Raw genomic sequence first — 17807 nt, forward strand, 5'->3', positions numbered from 1 at the left:
GGCGGTGATCTTCCGCAATGTGGGTGGTGGCGGGTACCGTCCGGGTTAGCCCACGCGCCAGCCGCTGACCGCCCCGGCCGCACCCGGCGCCGCAGGCCGACAACTGCACACTGACCGTCCCCGTCCCGACCAATGACTGCCGCGCGAGCCCCTGGGTGGGCGGACGCGGCCCGGTGCCGCGCGCCGCCACCTGCAGGAGCCCAGCTTGACGGTCTCACCCGCTCCGATCTCGGGCGCCGTACCCGCCCCGGTTCCGGCTGCCGGACCCGCCGCGGTGCCTGCTGCGACGGCGGCGCAGCGGTACGACGCGCTGCTCGGCAGCCTCGCCCGCCGGGTCATCGACATCGCCACCGGCACGCTCATCCCGACCGGGACGCGGCTGCCCGACCCGCCCGCGCAGCAGCGGCTGTGGCTCGGCATGCTCGCCAGCGCTCCGAAGCTCATTGCCGAGGCCGCCAACGGCTACACGTACGGGGAGCGGCTCGTCCCGCCCGCGCAGGGCTTCACGTTCCGGGTGCCGGCGCTGCCGGTCACGCTCGAGTTCACGGTGTCCGCAGCCGCGTACGTCGCGCTGCACCCGACCCTGGAGGAGCAGAAGGCGGCGGTAACTGCCGCCTCCGACCCGGGCGCCGGTGCCGCTGCCCCGGCGGCGGGGTCGGCCGGGGCCCCGACGGCCGGCCGCGGGCGTCCGCTGGCTGCAGTGTGGACGAAGGTCGCGATCGACCCCGTCACCGTCACCATGCCCCTTGCCGCCGGCACCACCGGCACCGTACGGGCCGGAGAGGACGAGCTCGCCGCCGCGCTGCGGTCCGCGGTCCGGCCGCCGGCCGGCTCGGAACTGCACCGGCCGCGGCGCCTTTCCCCCGCGCCCGGCGGCAGCCTGCCGCGCCCGGACGACATGCTGGATGCGACCACGTGGGCCGGATACTGCGCGGCGAACCTCCTCGACGCCGACGACGTGCCGCCGCCGGAGTTCCGCGCCGCCATCGAGCTCGACATCACCCCCGGCGACGGGTACGTCGAGATCCTCGCCGCGGTCGTCAACCTCACCCCGGCCCCAAACCAGCAGACCGTCGACGGCGCGCACGCCTACCAAGCGAGCTACCTGAACACGCATCTGTACGAGGTGCAGCTGACCTGCGACACGGACGCGCCGCTCGTGCCATATCAGCTCGAACAGGTGCAGCAGTCCTACCGGTACGACCGGACCGTCCCCGCGCTCGGGCACGCCTGCCCCGTCGACGTCACCCGCACCAGCGGCCGCACCCGGCTAACGACTCTGTACGCCGCCGAGCAGGCGACCACTCGGGTCCACCCGCGCCGGAGAGTCACGCTCCCGGACGGGACCCTGTCCACCCTCGACACGTCGTTCACGGCCCTGATCGCCGACCCGGTTGCAGCGGTGAGCGCGCTCGTCGACGCGCACCGCGCCTGGGCCGAGGGCGAATGGAGCACCGCCGCGCTCGACGTCCGCGCCGCGGCCCGCGGGTGGGACACCACAGCCCGCGCCGACGCCGACGCCGACGCCCAGGCCGCTCGTGACGAGGTCGCCTGGGTCGCCGCCGGGCTGGAGCTGCTGCGGACCGACCCGCAGGTCCGGGACGCGTTCGTGCTCGCGAACCGGGCCGTCGCGGCTGCCGCGAACGGCAGTTACGACGCGTGGTTCCCGTTCCAGATCGCGTGGCTGGTTGGCTGCCTGCCCGGCATGGTCGACCCGACCGGGCACCCGGACGTCGAGATCGTGTGGTTCGCCACCGGCGGCGGGAAGTCCGAGGCGTACCTGGGCCTGATGCTCACCACCCTGTTCTACGGGCGGCTCACCGGCGTCACCGCCGGCGCGCAGGTGTGGGCCCGGTTCCCGCTGCGGCTGCTCGCGCTGCAGCAAACCGAACGGTTCACCGCGATGGTGCTGCACGCCGAGCTGCTACGCCGCGACCACCCGCACATCGCCGCCGGTGACCCGTTCGGCATCGGGTACTTCGTCGGCGGCACCAACACCCCGAACCGGCTGCAAGCGCCGGACCCGACCAACCCGTACTACCGCGGCCAGGACCCGCACTCCGCCACAACCGCCGAGGCGTGCCGGATCCTCGCCGACTGCCCGCTGTGCCGGCAGCCGCTCGAGGTCGCCTTCGACGAGCCGTCCTGGACAATGCAGCACCGCTGCCGCAACGCCGCCTGCCGGATGACCGGCGTGCTGCCGGTGTGGGGCATCGACGACGAGATATACCGGCACGCACCGGCGGTGCTGGTCGGCACCGTCGACAAGCTCGCCCAGCTCGGCCAGTCCCGCGAGTTCCAGGTACTGCTCGGTCGCGCGCACTCCCGCTGCCCGCGGCACGGCTACACCGGCAACCCGACGTGGTGCGCAGTGTTCGGATGCAAGCAGAGCCGGCAGCCGATCCCAGCAGGGTTCGGGCACGTCCGGCTCGAGATCGCCGACGAGCTACACCTGCTCGATGAATCCCTCGGCGCGCTCGACGGCATGTACGAGACGCTGCTGCAGGCCATCAGCGAGGACCTCGGCAACCCGCCAATGCAGATCGTCGGCGCGACCGCAACCATCGAGGGCTACAAGAACCAGGTGCAGCACCTATACCGCCGCGACGCACGCCGGTTCCCGGTCAACGGGCCCGACGTCGGGGAGACGTTCTGGTCCACCACAGCCGCCGAGGAGCCGCAGCGCCGCTACCTCGGAGTCCGGCCCCGGTCGATCACGATGGTCACCGCGACCCGCGAGGTCGCGCTCACCCACGCCGCCTGGCTCGCCGAACTGCTCACCGACCCGGCCACCGTGCTCGCCGAAGCCGGCCTCGACGCGACCGACCCTCTGCTGGTCGACGAGGCCCGCGCCGCCGGCCGCGACCTGTACGAGGTGTTCATCGCGTACTGCCTGCGCAACGAGGACCTGACCAGCTTCACCCGCGACCCGGAGGTCCGGGCTCTGCTGGGCAGCCAGCCGAACCTGGCCGTCATCAACGGCGACGCCGAACCGGCCGCGATCCGGCGCGCCGTCGCCCGGCTGACGAACCCGCCGGCCGCCGCCGACGACCGGGTCACGATAATCGCCGCGACCAAGGCGATCGGGCACGGCTTCGACGTCGGCCGGCTCGGCGTCATGACGGTGATGGGCACCCCCACCTCCGCCGCGGAGATCATCCAAGCGTCCGCCCGGGTCGGGCGCCGCTGGCCCGGCCTGGTCGTCAATGTGATCAATCCGACCCGAGACCGGGACCTGTCGGTGTTCCGGTACTACGCCGACTGGATCCGGTTCCTCGACCGGCTGGTGCACAAGGTCCCGGTCAACCGGGAGTCACTGCCGGTGCTGCGCCGGGTCCTGTCCGGCGGGCTGATGGCGTGGCTGCTGCAGGTTCACGACCGCGACTGGCTCACCGGCGCCCCCCGCCGCAAGACCCTCGCCGACTCGACCGCCTTCGCGGCCGCAGTCACGGCCGGGTTCGTCGACCGCGCCCTGCTCATCGGCAACCTCTCCCGCGGGTTCGGGATCCACCCGAGCAGCGTGTACCACCAGCTGCACCGGAATGCGGTCGCGGCGTGGGTCGACGACCGGCTCGCCGGGCTGCCGATGCAGGCCGAGCCCGGCAAACGGCTTCCGGACCTGCTCACCCCGCCGGTGCCGCGGTCGCTGCGCGACGTCGAGGAACCCATCACCATCTATGCCGACCTGTAACCAGCGCCGGCCCGCCCTCCCCGTTCTGCCCGGCCCTGCTTCAAGGAGACGCCCCCCGATGGCGATCGAGACGCTCAACCGGACCAACATCCAGGCGCTGTGGCGGTACATGCCCGGGCAGCCGTACAACTTCGGCACGAAGGCCGCCGTCGTCGGGGAACCGCCGCGGCAGACCAGCCCGCTCGGCATCCCGGAGGCGTGGGTAGAGGCGCAGCTGCGCCGCCTGATCCGCCCGTTCGCCGAGGCCGCGTCGAACATCCCGAACAGCGGCCCGGAGCTCGACATCATCGACCGGCGCAAGTATGAGCTGGTCCGCGCCGACGACCTGCGCGCCGCCCGGTTCCCGAACACGTACCTGTGCAGCGACTGCGGCGTGTTCCGGACCGTCCGCGCCGGCGAGCGGGTCCCGGACTGCGCCACGCACGGGCCGATGGAGCAGTTCACGTTCGTCGAGATCCACGAGTGCGGGCACCTCGGCGAGCTGCGGCCGCCGCATTGCGCGAACAGCTGCCGGGCCGCGATGCGGCTGTTCAACACTAAGTCGTTCAATATCGGCCGCTGGTACTGGTCCTGCTCCCGGTGCGGCACCCGCTCCGACCGGCCGGTCGCCCGCTGGTGCGAATGCCGGGGCGGCAAGGTCACCGTCACCCGGGTTCCGCAGACCTCCGCGTACTACCCGCAGCAGGTCACGGTGATCAACCCGCCGACGCGGGACACGTACGCCGCGCTCGCGCACGAGCACACCCACGCCGCCGCGCTCGCCCAGGCACTCGCCATTCTGCCGCCAGGCGTAGACGGGCTGCGGACCGCGGCCGGCGGGTCCGACGACGCGGTCGCCCAGTTCGAGGCGCTCGCCGCGGCCCTGGGGTGGAAGCCGGGGAATCCGCTGTACGACGCCGGCCTGGCCGACGCGCAGGCCAAGGCCGGCAGCGGGCCGGCGTGGCGCGACGACGTCGACGCGCTCGGGCTGGAGCCGGAACGGCTAGACCTGCTCGGCGAGGAATGCCTGCAGCTGTCGCTGGCCCGGTCGGCAAACGCGATGAGCGTCGAGGACCTGCTCGGCGAAGCCGCCGGCGGGCCGCTCGCCGCGGCGTACGGCACGTACCGGCCGCTGTTCGACCGGTACGGGCTGGCGGACGTGACACTGCTGCGGCAGCTGCCGGTCGCGTACCTCGTCGCGGGATACACCCGGGTCTCGCCGCGGGCGAGCACGGTGAACCGACGCGGCGACACCGTCATCACCCGGTTCAGGTTCTTCCCCGGCACCCGCAACGGGAAGTTCCCCATGTACGGGGTGCGGACTGAAACCGAAGGGCTGCTGTTCCGGATCGACCCGCTGCGGATCGTGACCTGGCTGGTTGACTCCGGTGTCGTCGACGACCCCGGCATCACCGACGCGGCCGCCGCGCAACGCTGGCTGTTCACCGTGTGCGACCCGGTCGTCGACCTGTTCGCCGAGCCGGAGAACAGAATCACCCGCGCCGTGCTCGGCCTGACGCACTCGTTCGCGCACCGCGCGATGAAGGCGCTCGCGGCCCGGTGCGGGCTGAACGTCGACTCCCTCGCCGAGTTCCTGTTCCCGAGCAACGGCGCGTTCCTCATCTACGCCAACACTCGCAGCGAGTTCATTCTCGGTGGACTGGAGCACGTGTTCCGGTTCGACCTGCCGGACGCGCTGACCGAGTTGGCCGCGGAGTCCCGGTGCGTGTTCGACCCGCCGTGCCGAGGCGCGTTCGGCGGGGCGTGCGCGGCGTGCCTTTACGTGTCGGAGGTGGCGTGCGCCCGTTTCAACACGGTCCTAGACCGGAATCTGCTGTTCGGGTCGCTCCCACCGGCTGGCGGCGCGGCGCCCAGCCCGGAGGAGATCACGTGGCGCGCGTTCTGGACGCCCTGACCCCGCTGACTGGGCTGCTTACACAGGCGGGCGACCCGGTGGCGGCCGCGCACCGGCTGGCCGCCTCCGCTGCGGCGGGCGCGGCGGGCTGCACGCTGGTCGCGCAGCTGCAGGCCGCGGTCGCCGACTCCAGCCTGGCCCGGGTGGTGCTGCAGCACGCCGGCGTGCTCGACCCGGCCGGGGCGGTCACGCTGGATGCCGCGGTGCGGCTGGCGCAGGCCGCGGTTCTCGCCGAGGCGCACGCGGCGGACACCGACCGCTGGGAGCTGGTGCTGACCGTGCCAGGATTCCTGCGTCTGGCGCTGGACGAGCTGGTCGCGGTGCATGGCGAGGCCGCCCGCCCAGTCGAGACGACCCGAGCGGTGCTGGAGGTCGCCGGGCGTGCGGACAGACGGCTGCTGATTGGGGCGCCGTTCCTGCATGGGGAGTTCGTCGGGCTGCTCGCCCCACACGTGCAGCGGGTGCTTGCCGGCGGCGGGCAGGTGGTCGTCGTGACCCGGGCGCTGTCGGTGGCGGCGCCGGGTCGCTCGAGCGCGAACGCCGCCGCGGTGACCGTGCTGCGAGACGCGGCGGCCGCGGTGGGCGGAACACTCACGGTCCGGTCGTGGGAGGAGTCCGGCCTCGGCATCCATTTCAAGGTCGTCATCGCGTACGGGCACGCGGCCTATCTCGGGTCGGCGAACCCGACCCTGGCCGGGTCGGCCGGGCACGCGGAAGCAGGGGTGCTGCTGCACGGCCCGCGGCTGGTGCCGCTCGAGCGGTGGCTGGACGCGGTGTGTGACGAGCTCGCCCGGCGGCGGCTGCCGCAAGCGTGACTGCCCGCCACGAGGATGAATCCGCGGGGGCACGGGCAGGCGTGTGGCCGCGGCTGTCTTGGCTGGCGTGGGCGGGACAGCCTCGTCTGCGGCGGGCGCGACGGTGGCAAGGGTTTCTGCGGCGGCGCGATCAAGGTGGGGTGAGCTTCCCCCGGTTCTCTGGACGGCTTCCGAGACCGCTGCTGCTGCGGGATTCGGTGTCGTTCTGACGTCCTTCGCCCCAGCAGTCGCCGGGTACTGGTCTGTCAAACGAACTCGCACGACAACGACGAGATTAGCGATGATGGCAGCGCGGGCATGGCTCACTTCGGACGGATCAACAAGGCCTCGAGAACCTCGATGATCTTCTGAAGCAGTCATGCCCGCCCTGCTACCACCAGCAAGGGCGCGTCTACTCCAACCACCTCAAGCCAGACACCCCACGACTTTGCCGGGGCCCTGCGTTACCGGGCCTGCTCGATCAGCCTAAAATCCTTGAGTCCTCGACAACCAGAACGCAACGTTCTCCCTGGTCAGAGACCTTCTCCCGTGTAGTGCGACTTTCGGCGCGGGCACCCAGGCCAAGGGCACGAACCCGGATCTTGGTTACCGGTCAGTGGAGCTACCCGTGGAGCGAACTGCACTATCGTGCGTCCGCCACGTTATGCAGAACGAGAAGTCTGCTGAGCGTGGCGGCACACCGGCGCAGCGGCACTCCTCACCCTGTCATACCCTAACCCTGTCGCAGGTCCGAATCCTGCCGAATGCCAAGGTCAGAGTCGGGTGTGTGCCGAAGAGCTGCTGAGGGAAATCCCCTCCTCGCCTTCGGTTTGGGGAGAACAGACTGTGGATGCCGATATGCCCCAAGGGCTATTCGACGGTTTTGAGGGGTATCGGACACCCTCGGATGAGGATTACCACCACGCACTTGCGAACGGCCTTGTGGTGCCTGACACCAACGTCCTACTGAACGTATATCGCTATAATGCCGAGGCTCAAAATGATCTGTTCGCGATCTTCGACACTGTCGGCGATCGACTCTGGGTTCCGCATCAAGTGCTTGCGGAATTCTGGCGAAATCGCGAGGCCGCAATCAGGGACCCGCAAGTCAAGGCCGAGCAGACGTCCGTAGATCTACAAGATCAATGCAAACGCGCACTTCAGCTAGTGAGAGCGTGGGCCAATCGTATTGCCTTGCCGGATGACCGGCTGACGGCAATGCAGGGTAGTATCGCCCGAGCATTCGATGAACTTGTGGGATCTATTAGAAACTTCGTGGATGTTGATGCTATTGAGATGGCGCGGAATACGAACAGCGATCCCGTGCTGCGTCGCCTTGAGCCCCTTCTTCGCGGCCAGGTGGGCATGCAACCTAACGTGGAGGATCTCGCGCAGATGGTCAAGGAAGGATTGCGCCGCGTAGAAATGGGGGTGCCACCGGGTTACAAGGACAAGGCTAAAGAAGGTGATGCGGCGGCAGGTGACTTCCTGGTCTGGGGGCAGGTTCTAAGAGAAGCAAAGAAGCGCCGCAAGCCTGTCCTCTTTGTCACCGGCGATGTTAAGGAGGATTGGTGGCGACGGGTGGGGGGAGAGATCCGTGGCCCTCGGCCTGAGCTTGTTTCTGAAATGTGGCGGATCGCCGGCGTTCCCTTGTTCATGATGCAACCTAAGCGCCTAATGCAGCTTGCCGTGCAAGCATTGCACGTGCAGGTTCAAGCGGGTTCCCTTGAGGACGTCGCCCGCATCGACAGTCTGCAGGTGAACCCGGAGCCGTCGGAGCTGATTCCGCGTAGCATCTCGGAGCAGGTTCTATCTGAGCTCTTCCGCGAAGCCGACGAGATCAATTGGGAGAGCTTGACCGGGCGCGAGAAATCCGCCCAGTATGACAGGTGGGTTGAATCTCCTCTGATTGGAGGAGCGCTCAACCGCTATCTTCCATCAGATCGGATACGGCCTTGGCTCAAAGATGGGCCGATGAAAGAATATTTACGTGCTCGCGAGGGTATTGGAAAGTTTGCGGCATATATGCCGCGGCAGTATATACGGGCTGACGATCTAGTACGGCAGGCCATGGGGCCGGGGTGGCGAATTATCGATGAATCTTTAGGTGACAAGCCAGGACATTGCCATATTACCGACGGCTCCATGCAGAGGTACGTCTGCTGGGGATGGTCGGCCAACTTTCGTCAATTGATCTGGTCTGCTGTTGAGGATCATTCGGATGGCACTGGAAGCCCTGTCGTTATCGTGACGTTGCGTGAAGGAGAGCCCATTTCGCCGGAAGAACAGCAGAGTCAACTTGAAATCGGCGATCGGTTCGGATTCCAGGTCATTCACTTGGTCCGACCACTGCTCCCTGCACCATGACCGCAACTATTGGTGCCCTGCCCTCAGCGTCTGCGCGTGCCTCGATAGCAATTTTGCGCATCGCTTACTGAGGTAACACTGAGGCAAGACGCGCTACGGTATGGTCATTTCCTCGAAATCGAAGGCGCAAGCGTTCTCGCGGCCAAATCGAGACGCTATCGAGCGTTTCTTCGTCCTGGAGGTAGGCACCCGGTACGTGCATATCCTCGACGTCACCGCACGCGCCGCACGGGCACGCGACGCCACCAGGATCGGCGCCCTCGGCGACGTCAGCGGCATCGAGCGTCGCGCGTCGGTCACCGCACAAGTGATAGACGCCGCCCACAAGTCAACCAAGTGCGGCCGATACCGCCCAACCGTCAAGCGGGCCGAACTGACCGCGGACCAGCCGTGCGCGTCGACGTAGAGCTCCACCGACGGCAAACGCGGGCCGGTGCCAGTGAGAGTGAGCACTTTCGTTTGATGGCGGGGGCGATCTGGGTGAGCAGGCCGCGCACTGCCGCTATCAGCTGGGGTCGTGTCGGCCAGGATGTAGTCCCTGTGCCAGTCCGCGGCGCTGCCTGGGGCCATGGCGGGGAGGGCTGTGCCTGTGAGGCCGGCCAGCTTGTCCGGATCAGCCCTGCCGGCTCTAGCGTTCGACAGACCACCGCGGCAAGATGCGCGGATGGCCGTGAACTTCGTGCTGACCGAGGCGCGCCGCGTGCCGCCCGGTGACCCGCTCGGACGTACCTGGGTGGGATGGAAGGCGACCGCGACCGACGACCAACTGTGGGAGGTCAACCGCGGCGTCTGGATTCTCGGGAGCCGAGTCGACGGCGAGCGAGTCGCCACCCTGTCGTTCGGCGGCCGCGTGCAGGTCGTTGCGGAGATTGACGGCCGCACGCGCCACGATGTTGACGGCGTGACAAAGTGGGCTCTATTGGGCCGGGTGCTGCGGCCCGGCGATCGAGTGCATGATGCGCTGAAGGGCGCGCCGGCGCCCCGACATCGCAACCCGGTTGGCTACTTCGACACTGCGGCGCTGGATTTACTCCCAGCGGCCGAACGGGCCGGCCTCGACCGGCGTGAGCGGGTCACGATGGTGGTGACGTGGAACCCCGAGCGGTGGAACCCGGACGGCTGGGCCGAGAACGTCTACCCGCGTGACGTCGAGGCGGTCGAGTCGGGGCGGATCCTGCGGGGGCAGTGGGCCACCGGGAACCGCAAGACCGGCATCGAACCTGGCGACCGCGTCTTCTTCTTGCGGCAGGGGCCCGAACCGCGCGGCATCATCGGCAGCGGCACCGCCACCAGTCGAATCTTTCCGGCCGAGCAGTGGGACGACAGCCGCGCTGACGAGGACGCCAACTACGTACTGATCGACTGGGACACGCTCCTGCTGCCGGAGGACGGCCTGTCGCACGCATTCTTGGTCGGCCAAATCCCCGAGGGCGGCCCGTGGCGGCCGCAGAGCAGCGGGTGGGTACTACCGCCGCGCGCCGCCGCGAAGCTCGAAAAGCTCTGGGCGGACCACCTCGGCCATCCGGTCCCCCTGCCGGCGCGCGGTTCGCCTCGGCAGGGTTGGCAGATGGATCCCGCGCGGCGCCGGAAGGTCGAAGACGCCGCCCAGGACCGGCTGATGGCGTACTTCCGCGACCGCGGCTGGGTCGTGCGGGACGTCCGGTTCGGCAATCCCTATGACGCCATCGCCATTAAACACGGCCGAACGCTGTGGCTGGAGGCCAAGGGCACCGAGACCAAGGGTGCAGCTGTGATCGTCTCACGCCGCGAGGTGCAGTGGGCCCGGGAGCACGTCGGCGACTGCGTGCTCGGCATCCTGTCCGATGTCGTCTTCGGGTCGGACGGTGAAGTCGACCCGACGAGCGGGAGATTCCGGGTTTTCACCTGGAACCCGGACGGCGGCGCGCTCTCGGCCCGTGACTTCGACTTCACGCCGGCCGAGGCCGACCGACAGGACTGATGCGGGTTGCCGGCAGCGGCTTGCGGTGATGGTGGCGCGCCCCCTTGTGATGTCCAACAGGCGGTTCGTTATGCGTTGGCTTCCTCGTCGTCGGTCCTGTAGTCGGGGTGTGTTAGGTCGGCGCGGATGGCCAGGTGCAGCGGCATGGGTGCAAGGGTGCGGTCGTCCCAGGTGATGGTGTGGTCGCACAGGCGGGCGGTGAGCAGGACGAGGGCGCGTTCGCTCCAGATGCCGGCCTGCGGGACGGCGATCTCGGTGCCGGTGTAGGCGTGCCAGTCATCCTTGAGCAGGTGCCTGAGGTTGTCGGGAAGAGTCCACGGGGCGTAGCGGGCTCCGATGCTGCCGCCTTTGGCGCGGTAAATCCGCGACGATTTGGGAAATAGCCAGACGTTGCTGCTGGCCAGCTGATACACGTATCGGTCCGGGGCGGCTGGCTGGCGGGGGTCACCGGGCTGGTGGCCGCCGTGGCGGTGGACCGGCCGAGGCACCTCACGGCTCGTGTTGCAGCGGACGATGGCGACGTCACGCTGAGCGGTAAGGCTGACCGCAGGCAGCGCGCCGACGGCGAACTGGTGGTTCTGCAGGCCGGGATAGATGGACCGCAAGGCCGCCGCGTCGACCATGATGACTACAGGGCCGGCAGGTAGCGCATCGAGGATCGACTCGACGTGGAGACGGGTCTGGACGGCCTTGGCGCCGCGGCGGCCGTGCTGGGCCGAGCCGATCGGTCCGGCGTGGAAATGCGCGATGCCGGCAGGTTGCGGTACCCAGCGGTTGGCGGTGTCGCTCCACATGCGTACCTGCCAGAACCGGTGTGGGTCCTGGTGGGCGTGGATGGCAGTTGCGGTGATCACGAGCTTCGGTGCCGTGCCGTCGACGGCGGAGTGCTGCAGGCGAGAGTGCAGCCCGACCAGGTGTACTGACGAATGGCCTGTGCCATCAAGGAAGTCCCGGAGAATATCGCGGGCCAGGTCCGGGTGCAGAACGCCGGTGGTACGCAGCAGCAGGTCCGCTGCTGCCGCCATCGCGGGATGGTCGGCCTTGGCGGTGGTCGCAGTCGTGGCCTTGACGGGCTGGCGCCGGGGCGCCGTAGTGGTGGTTGGTGGTGGGGGTGTGGCGAGGAACTGGGCGGTGATGTCGAGGCGGGACAGGAGACGGCGTACCGGGTTCTTGGCGTCGTCGGTGGCCTTGCCGGTCTTCGGGTCGTACTCAGTCTCGACCCATGCCACGACGGCGCCGGTCTCCTGTTTGGCGATCACCTCGATGTCGCTGGCCAGTGCGACACGGTCGCGGTTGCCATGTTCGAGCAGTTCGGGGACGCGATGAAAGGATACGACGAGGCCGGGATGCACGTCGACGGCTTGATCGTCGAGGGCTGTTGCGGTCGCGGAAGCGATGGCGGCCAGTTGCTTGACCATGCGATGACGGGCTGCGGACGTCGCGTACAGGCACAGCAGGCGGAGCCGGTGGGATCCGGCAGCCGCGACAGCGCCGGTGATGATGTCGGGTGTTACCAGCAGGGTGGTCTCGGTGCCCTTGTCCTTGGGGTCGGTGAGGACCTGCCGCCGGGGCGTTTTGACCTTGGTGTGTTTGTCCTTGGCCCACTCTAGCGGTTCGAGGTGGGGGCAGGTCCTGGCAATGTGTTCAGCCAGACGCAGCATGAGTCGGGCTCCGGGGCCTTTGCCGACGGGGTGGACTCGCGGTCCGGGGACCAGTGGCCGGGTGCGCCCGGGCCGTGGTGGGAGGTCTTGGTCGAGGTCGAGTCGCTCCATTCCGCACGCCTGCGCGATCGCGGCGGCGTGGTTGGCGACTTCTGTGGTCCACCGGCCACCATCCGTCTTGGGGGGCACGTTCTTGACAGGTACCCGCAGGACTGGCAGTTCCGGCTTGTCGCGCTCGATCCAGGCGTTCTTGGATCCGCGCCACTGGTTGTTGATCCTGGATAGGTGGGCGTCGAAGACAACGGCGAGGTCCGGTACTCGGGGTAGCGTGATGATGCGGGCGGTGACGCGCAGCATGGCGTAGCCCGTGTAGTCGGCACCCCATTGGTTGCTGACCAGTTCATCCCAGGCCAGCAGTGACCCGTCGGTGTCCATGCGGAGCGCGAGGTAGGGTCCGTTGTCGTCCAGGGCCAGCTTCCGTGAGCCGACCCGGGCCATGATCGCCCAAGTGGCGGAGTCGAAGAGCCAGCCGGGGGCGGTGGCGGTGCCGGACTCGGCGACGGTGATGTGGTCGCGGAATGCCCGGGTGGTGTCGGCCGACGGCAGCGCCGGGGCGAGGGTGTTGAGGTCCTCGCCCTTGCGGAGCTGCCGCTCGAAAGTGCGCAGGCACATGGTTAGGCGGAAGGGATCGATCGGATCGCTGGTGAGGATCATGCCTTTGATACCGGCGGCGCGGTCATCGTCGGATAGCTGCCAGTCGTCGATGATGCGTACCGGCTGGCCGTGGACGGCGGCCAGCCCGGTGAGCAGTTGCCGGTATGGCGGGGTGGCGGGTGCGCCGCCCCGGCGCGGCGTGCGGGGCAGGCGCTGCCAGGCACCGGCGAAGTCGTCGCCCCACGGATAGGCGGTGACCTGTCCGAGAAGATCGGTGACGTGCTCAGCCGGGATGCGGTATCCCAGGGTGGCGAGCATGGCGTTCCCTTTCCGTCAGGCGAGGAGCTTGGCTTCGTCGTCGGCGTAGCGGAAGAACTCGGCCAGCGTGGTGCCGTATAGCTCCCGCATTCGGGGCAGCTGGCCGGTCTGCTCCCAGTGGTCGCGTAGCCTGCGGACGAGCGTGCCGAACGTCGGCCCGCCGGCGGGGTCCAGCATGGCGCCGTCGGCGAGGTAGATCGTGGCTGGCGTGCCGCCGCGCCGGGCGCGTCCGACGAGTTGCACGATGCCGTTCATGATCTCCGCAGTGACGGAGAGCTGGACCTCACGGGGCATGGTACGGAAGTAGGGCAAGCTGGTCACGATCTGTTCGAAGTAGTGGCCGGCGGCCTGCTTGCGGGCGTCGAGGACGTCCGCGGGCCGGCGCTCCAGGTCGCGCAGTACATCGTCGTTGGCATCTGGGGCGAGCGGGTGGGCGTTGACGTGGGCGACGAGCTCGGTGGGCTCGTCGATGATCGGCACCGGGCGTACCAGCAGCCAAATCGAGCCCAGCGCGGACCGGTCGCCGGCGCCGATGATGTTGACGCCGCGTTGGACCCGGGCCAGCGGGGCGATGAGGACGTCCACGCCCAGGCCGGGAGCCTCTTCGAGCCGGTCGGCGGCCAATTCCCGCCAGCCGGCCTGATCGGGCCGATCGTCGCCGATATCGCCGATGTCCGGTGCGTCTCGAGGGCGGACCGCAAGGCAGATGCGGCGGGGGTTGGCACCGGCCCTGACCAGACCTTCCGCGGCCGCCCGCGCCCCGTCGTAGGAGGTGGTGGCCAGCAGCACCAGGCGCCGGTCCGGGTCCTCATCCGCGAGGCGTCGCAGTTCCTGCTCCAGGCGGGTGCGCCACAGCAGTTCGGCGAGGCGGCGCAGTGCCTCCTGCCGCCGCGCCCCCTCGGTGCCCGACACCCGCAGCAGCGCGCGCTCGTCGCCGATCTGCTCGTTGACGTAGGCGGGCAGAATCTGGACACCTTGCGGATCGTCGTCGGTGACCCACCAGTGCGGTTCGAGGTGGACGTGGTGGTGCGGCGCCTGCGGGAAGAACGCCGTGGCCGACAGTCCCAGCACTGCCCGGCGTGTCCCAGCTCGGCACAGCGCGGTGATGTCGGCGAGGGTGGTGGTGTAAACGTGCGGATCTCCGCCGAACGCGGCCGCGTTAAGCCGGATGGGCAGGCGCCCGGTCGGGTCGACATGATGGCTGAACGCGAACAGCAGCCGGCCGAGCGGCCCGTTGGGCAGCGCTCGCCACCGGCTGTAAGGGCCGAACGTCTCGGCGATCTCCCGGGCGGCTGGGACGCCAGCGGCGGCCAGGTGCGGGGCGTCGAAGACGAACTGGCGTAGGTGCTGGCGCAGCCGGTCCAAGATGGCCCGTTGCAGCAGCCGATTGATAGCTTTTGCTCTATCTTGATCGTCGCGAATGCGCTCGGTCAGGAGCTCGTCGAGGCGTTCGCGGCTGTCCTGCAGCCTAGTCGCGCCACTGCCGACCTCGGTCACGGTGGCCAGGATTTCCCGCACCGCAGCGAACTCGGCGGGCTCGTCCGCCTGCGGGGGCTCCTCACCTGGGAACAGCGACCTGAACCCGCTGACCATTTCCGGTGTCAGCGGCTCGTGCTCGGCGAGGTCGTGCAGCTGTGCGGTAAGGGCGCCGTCCCAGCGGCGGGGCACCAGCCAGTACCGGCCGGTCGCCGCTCCCGCGGTGCCCTCGACGCCGATGGTGCCGAAGTACAACGCGGCGGTGTACAGCGAGGCCAGGAACTTCGAGTGGTGCACCATGTCCCGGACGCTGGACTCGACCTCCCGGTTGATCCGGCCGGCCGCCCGCACGTACTCGGCCTCCAGCTCATGCAACGGGGTACGGGTGCTGCCGCGACGGTCCAGGACCAGCCCGCGGGCGGCCTGTGACACCACGTTGTTTTGAAAGGCGTCAATCTCGTCTATCACGACCAGGTGGCTGCGGCGGAACACCAACTCCTCGACCGTCATTCGATCGGTAAGCCCATGCTCATCACGGACTGGAAGGTGCAGCCGGCCACCATGGAAGTTGGCGTGACTGGTCAGGATTACCGAGGCGTCAACCGCGGCGCGGGCGAGGCGGAACTTCCCGCACGTCGTCCGCCACGGACAGGCCCGACGGGTCGCTGTCTCCTCACCAGTTGGCTGCAGGCTGGTGCACGGCTCCGCCCCGGCCGTCCAGCCGTCGACTGATCCTTCGGTCTCTGCAGCCGCGGCCAGCGCGCACCCGTAGCCGAGCCGGTCCATCGTCCACTCGCCGTCAGGGTCCCAGACTGGCCGCGTGCGAACCACCTTCTGGACGACCTCGAACACCGACGACGGTGACATCAAAGCGGTAGCCGAGGCATCCACGCCCAGTGCCTCAAGGTCCTGTTCTACGGCTCGGGCGAGCTTGAGAACGTCGGCATTGGTCGGCACCACGATGGTGACGACCAGCTCGTGGGCGGCCATCCAGCAGGCGACCACTTCCATAATCACGCTCTTGCCAATGCCGGTCGGCGCGTTTAGCAACCGGGTCTCGCCGGCGGGCAGTTCGAGGATTCCGTTGACTGATACCGCTCCGTCGGCGGTCCGGAGCCGCTGGCACAGCTTCGTCACGTAGCGGGCGCGGTAGCCGGCACCACCACGAGCGGCGTCGATCTTGCCAGCTAGCTCGATGAGTTCGTGCGCGGGAATCAGGATCTCGTCTGCCGGCGGGGAGGTGCGCACCACGGGACCCGCCGGTTCCGCCATAGAGGGGTAGGCCGGCAGAACGTACCGCTGGTCCACCACCTGCGCCGCGCCACTACCGGCTGCGACCCGAATGGTGGTGTGGTATCGGCCGGGGCCAGCCACCGGGGTGTTCCCCCGGCCGACCGTGCTACGCCGCTCCAACTCGCGCAGCGCCTCATCGACGAAGTCACGCAGCGGCATCCCCGGCGCGCACGCCACGGTCAGCGCGTCGTCCGCATCGGTGACCAGCCGGCAGGCGGGCAGCTCGTCCTCGTCCAGGCCCCGTCGCAGTGCCCGGCGCACCCATTCGCCGTCGGCGCACTCCGCCCGCCGCAGCCGCAGCAACCGCACAATCCGCTGCGTGTCATCCCCGCTCAGGACGCGCCAGGCAGGCCATACATCAACGTGCCCGTCGAGCAGAAACGCCACGTCCCGGCTGGAGACCAGTACCGCGCATGCGTCCGCCTTGAGCGGAAAATGCACCGCGGCTAGCCCCACCGCCGCGCGGAGCAGCAGCAGGCTGTTCTGCTCCAAACCCTCACCCTGCCGCTGATGAGTCACGAAGCACTCCGCTTCCGGCGCCGCACCGCGCCCTTGACCTGGCTCACCAGCTGCCCCTCAGTCAGGATCGTGTAGGTAGGCAACGCCTCCCGTACCGCATGGACCTGGCCCGCGTGGGTGTCGGGCAGCACGATGTGCCGCGCCGAGGGTTGGTTCTCCCCGATGTGCCGCAGCAGTCCTTCCACAGTCGCGTGTTCCTTCACATCAACGTCCCAACGCCGATCGCCCACCACGATGTCGAGGTCGTAGCGGTCGCAGCCCGGATACAACCGGACCGTCGCCCCGGCCTCAGTAAGCAGTCGAGCCAGCCGTAGCTCGGTGGCCCCCGGAACCACGACAAACCGCCACACCGGCTCCTCCACCTGCACCGCACCGTCGGCGTCGTACCGTTCCGGCAGGCCGCGCCCCACACCGGCGGGCAGTCGCCGGTCCACAGCGATCAGCCCCGGGCCGCCCTTGCCCCGGTCGGTCACCTGGTACGTCGCCGTGTGGTAGGGGTACCGGCAGCGCACCATCTGTCCCCGCACGTCCATCGGCCATCCGCACACCCGGCAGGGCCACCACCACCGGCGTTCACCGCAGCGATACGACTGCCCCTCGGTCACCGGCACGTAGCGTGCCACCCTGTTCGCCTGCCGCCGGTTGCACTCCTCGGCCAGCAAATGCTCCCGACCGGCGGGGCACTCGACCAGGAACTGCCGGGCCGTGCGGTACGCGGCCTCATCCGCGGTGCCGATAAGCCTCGCAAAAAGCTCGTTCTCGACATCGTTCGCCCGCATCCACGACCACGACGGCAGCCAGTCCCGCCCCGGGTCGAGCCCGCTGATCACCTCACGGACATAGTCTGACCCGATCTCGTACGCGGCGTCGGCCAGCACGTCGCCACCGTCAAGCAGCACTACCTCGTCAACGCCGATACCGTAACGGCCATCGTCGCCATCTTGGATCGGGGGCAATAGCGCGCCCAGCGGCCGGCGAAGGCAACGCACCAGGTCCAGTGGCGCCACCGGCCCCCGGCCGGGGCCCAGCTCAAACATCACGACACCGGTCATCCGCGCGACCTCATCGAACGCCCGCAGCTCACGGTCGCGCACCGACCAGGCGTACGCGGCCCGTAAGGCGGCCGAGGTGATCCGGGCACGACGATCAAGCACGCTTGTGTCGGGCCCACCCCGCATTG

General features: G+C 69.0%; 9 protein-coding genes. 6 read left to right on the forward strand and 3 right to left on the reverse strand.

The window, feature by feature from the left end; translation table 11 throughout:
- Positions 1-274 precede the first annotated feature (274 nt).
- The 6 genes from GA0070621_RS13685 to GA0070621_RS13705 all read left to right on the forward strand — a co-directional run bounded on the left by GA0070621_RS13685 (position 275) and on the right by GA0070621_RS13705 (position 10706).
- Positions 275-3691 carry a P-loop NTPase family protein gene (locus GA0070621_RS13685; protein WP_091195398.1) on the forward strand — a complete coding sequence of 1139 codons (3417 nt, stop codon included), beginning with the start codon at positions 275-277 and terminating at the stop codon, positions 3689-3691.
- A 58-nt stretch (positions 3692-3749) separates the two neighbouring features.
- The gene (locus tag GA0070621_RS13690; RefSeq protein ID WP_091195401.1) at positions 3750-5585 is read left to right on the forward strand and encodes a hypothetical protein; all 1836 of its coding nucleotides are present in this window, start codon (positions 3750-3752) and stop codon (positions 5583-5585) included.
- A complete protein-coding gene (locus GA0070621_RS13695; protein ID WP_091195404.1) occupies positions 5561-6400 on the forward strand; it encodes a phospholipase D-like domain-containing protein in 840 nt (279 codons plus the stop codon). Before GA0070621_RS13690 ends, GA0070621_RS13695 begins: the two co-directional genes overlap by 25 nt.
- A gap of 762 nt (positions 6401-7162) precedes the next feature.
- Positions 7163-8746 (forward strand): PIN-like domain-containing protein, encoded by a 1584-nt coding sequence (locus GA0070621_RS29550; RefSeq protein ID WP_157739981.1) that lies wholly within the window; start codon positions 7163-7165, stop codon positions 8744-8746.
- Positions 8747-8846: 100 nt separating this feature from the next.
- Positions 8847-9152, forward strand: a complete 306-nt coding sequence (locus tag GA0070621_RS13700; RefSeq protein ID WP_091195406.1) for a hypothetical protein — start codon at positions 8847-8849, stop codon at positions 9150-9152.
- Positions 9153-9410: 258 nt separating this feature from the next.
- Positions 9411-10706 carry a protein NO VEIN domain-containing protein gene (locus GA0070621_RS13705; protein WP_091195409.1) on the forward strand — a complete coding sequence of 432 codons (1296 nt, stop codon included), beginning with the start codon at positions 9411-9413 and terminating at the stop codon, positions 10704-10706.
- Between the two features lie 68 nt (positions 10707-10774).
- Here the strand turns inward: GA0070621_RS13705 and GA0070621_RS13710 are convergent, their stop codons facing one another.
- From GA0070621_RS13710 to GA0070621_RS13720, 3 genes are read right to left on the reverse strand one after another with little or no spacing between them, the layout of a single operon-like run.
- Positions 10775-13339, reverse strand: a complete 2565-nt coding sequence (locus tag GA0070621_RS13710; protein ID WP_091195413.1) for an RNaseH domain-containing protein — start codon at positions 13337-13339, stop codon at positions 10775-10777.
- Between the two features lie 15 nt (positions 13340-13354).
- The gene (locus GA0070621_RS13715; protein WP_167666886.1) at positions 13355-16600 is read right to left on the reverse strand and encodes a DEAD/DEAH box helicase family protein; all 3246 of its coding nucleotides are present in this window, start codon (positions 16598-16600) and stop codon (positions 13355-13357) included.
- 23 nt (positions 16601-16623) lie between these two features.
- The gene (locus GA0070621_RS13720) at positions 16624-17805 is read right to left on the reverse strand and encodes a restriction endonuclease-related protein (protein ID WP_091195416.1); all 1182 of its coding nucleotides are present in this window, start codon (positions 17803-17805) and stop codon (positions 16624-16626) included.
- Positions 17806-17807 lie beyond the last annotated feature (2 nt).

The sequence above is a fragment of the Micromonospora narathiwatensis genome, from assembly GCF_900089605.1.
GTDB lineage: Bacteria > Actinomycetota > Actinomycetes > Mycobacteriales > Micromonosporaceae > Micromonospora > Micromonospora narathiwatensis.

Coding starts and splice junctions, on each gene's coding strand:
- GA0070621_RS13690 (WP_091195401.1), top strand. CDS start 3,750: ATGGCGATCGAGACGCTCAACCGGACCAACATCCAGGCGCTGTGGCGG.
- GA0070621_RS13700 (WP_091195406.1), top strand. CDS start 8,847: ATGGTCATTTCCTCGAAATCGAAGGCGCAAGCGTTCTCGCGGCCAAAT.
- GA0070621_RS13705 (WP_091195409.1), top strand. CDS start 9,411: ATGGCCGTGAACTTCGTGCTGACCGAGGCGCGCCGCGTGCCGCCCGGT.
- GA0070621_RS13710 (WP_091195413.1), bottom strand. CDS start 13,339: ATGCTCGCCACCCTGGGATACCGCATCCCGGCTGAGCACGTCACCGAT.
- GA0070621_RS13720 (WP_091195416.1), bottom strand. CDS start 17,805: ATGCGGGGTGGGCCCGACACAAGCGTGCTTGATCGTCGTGCCCGGATC.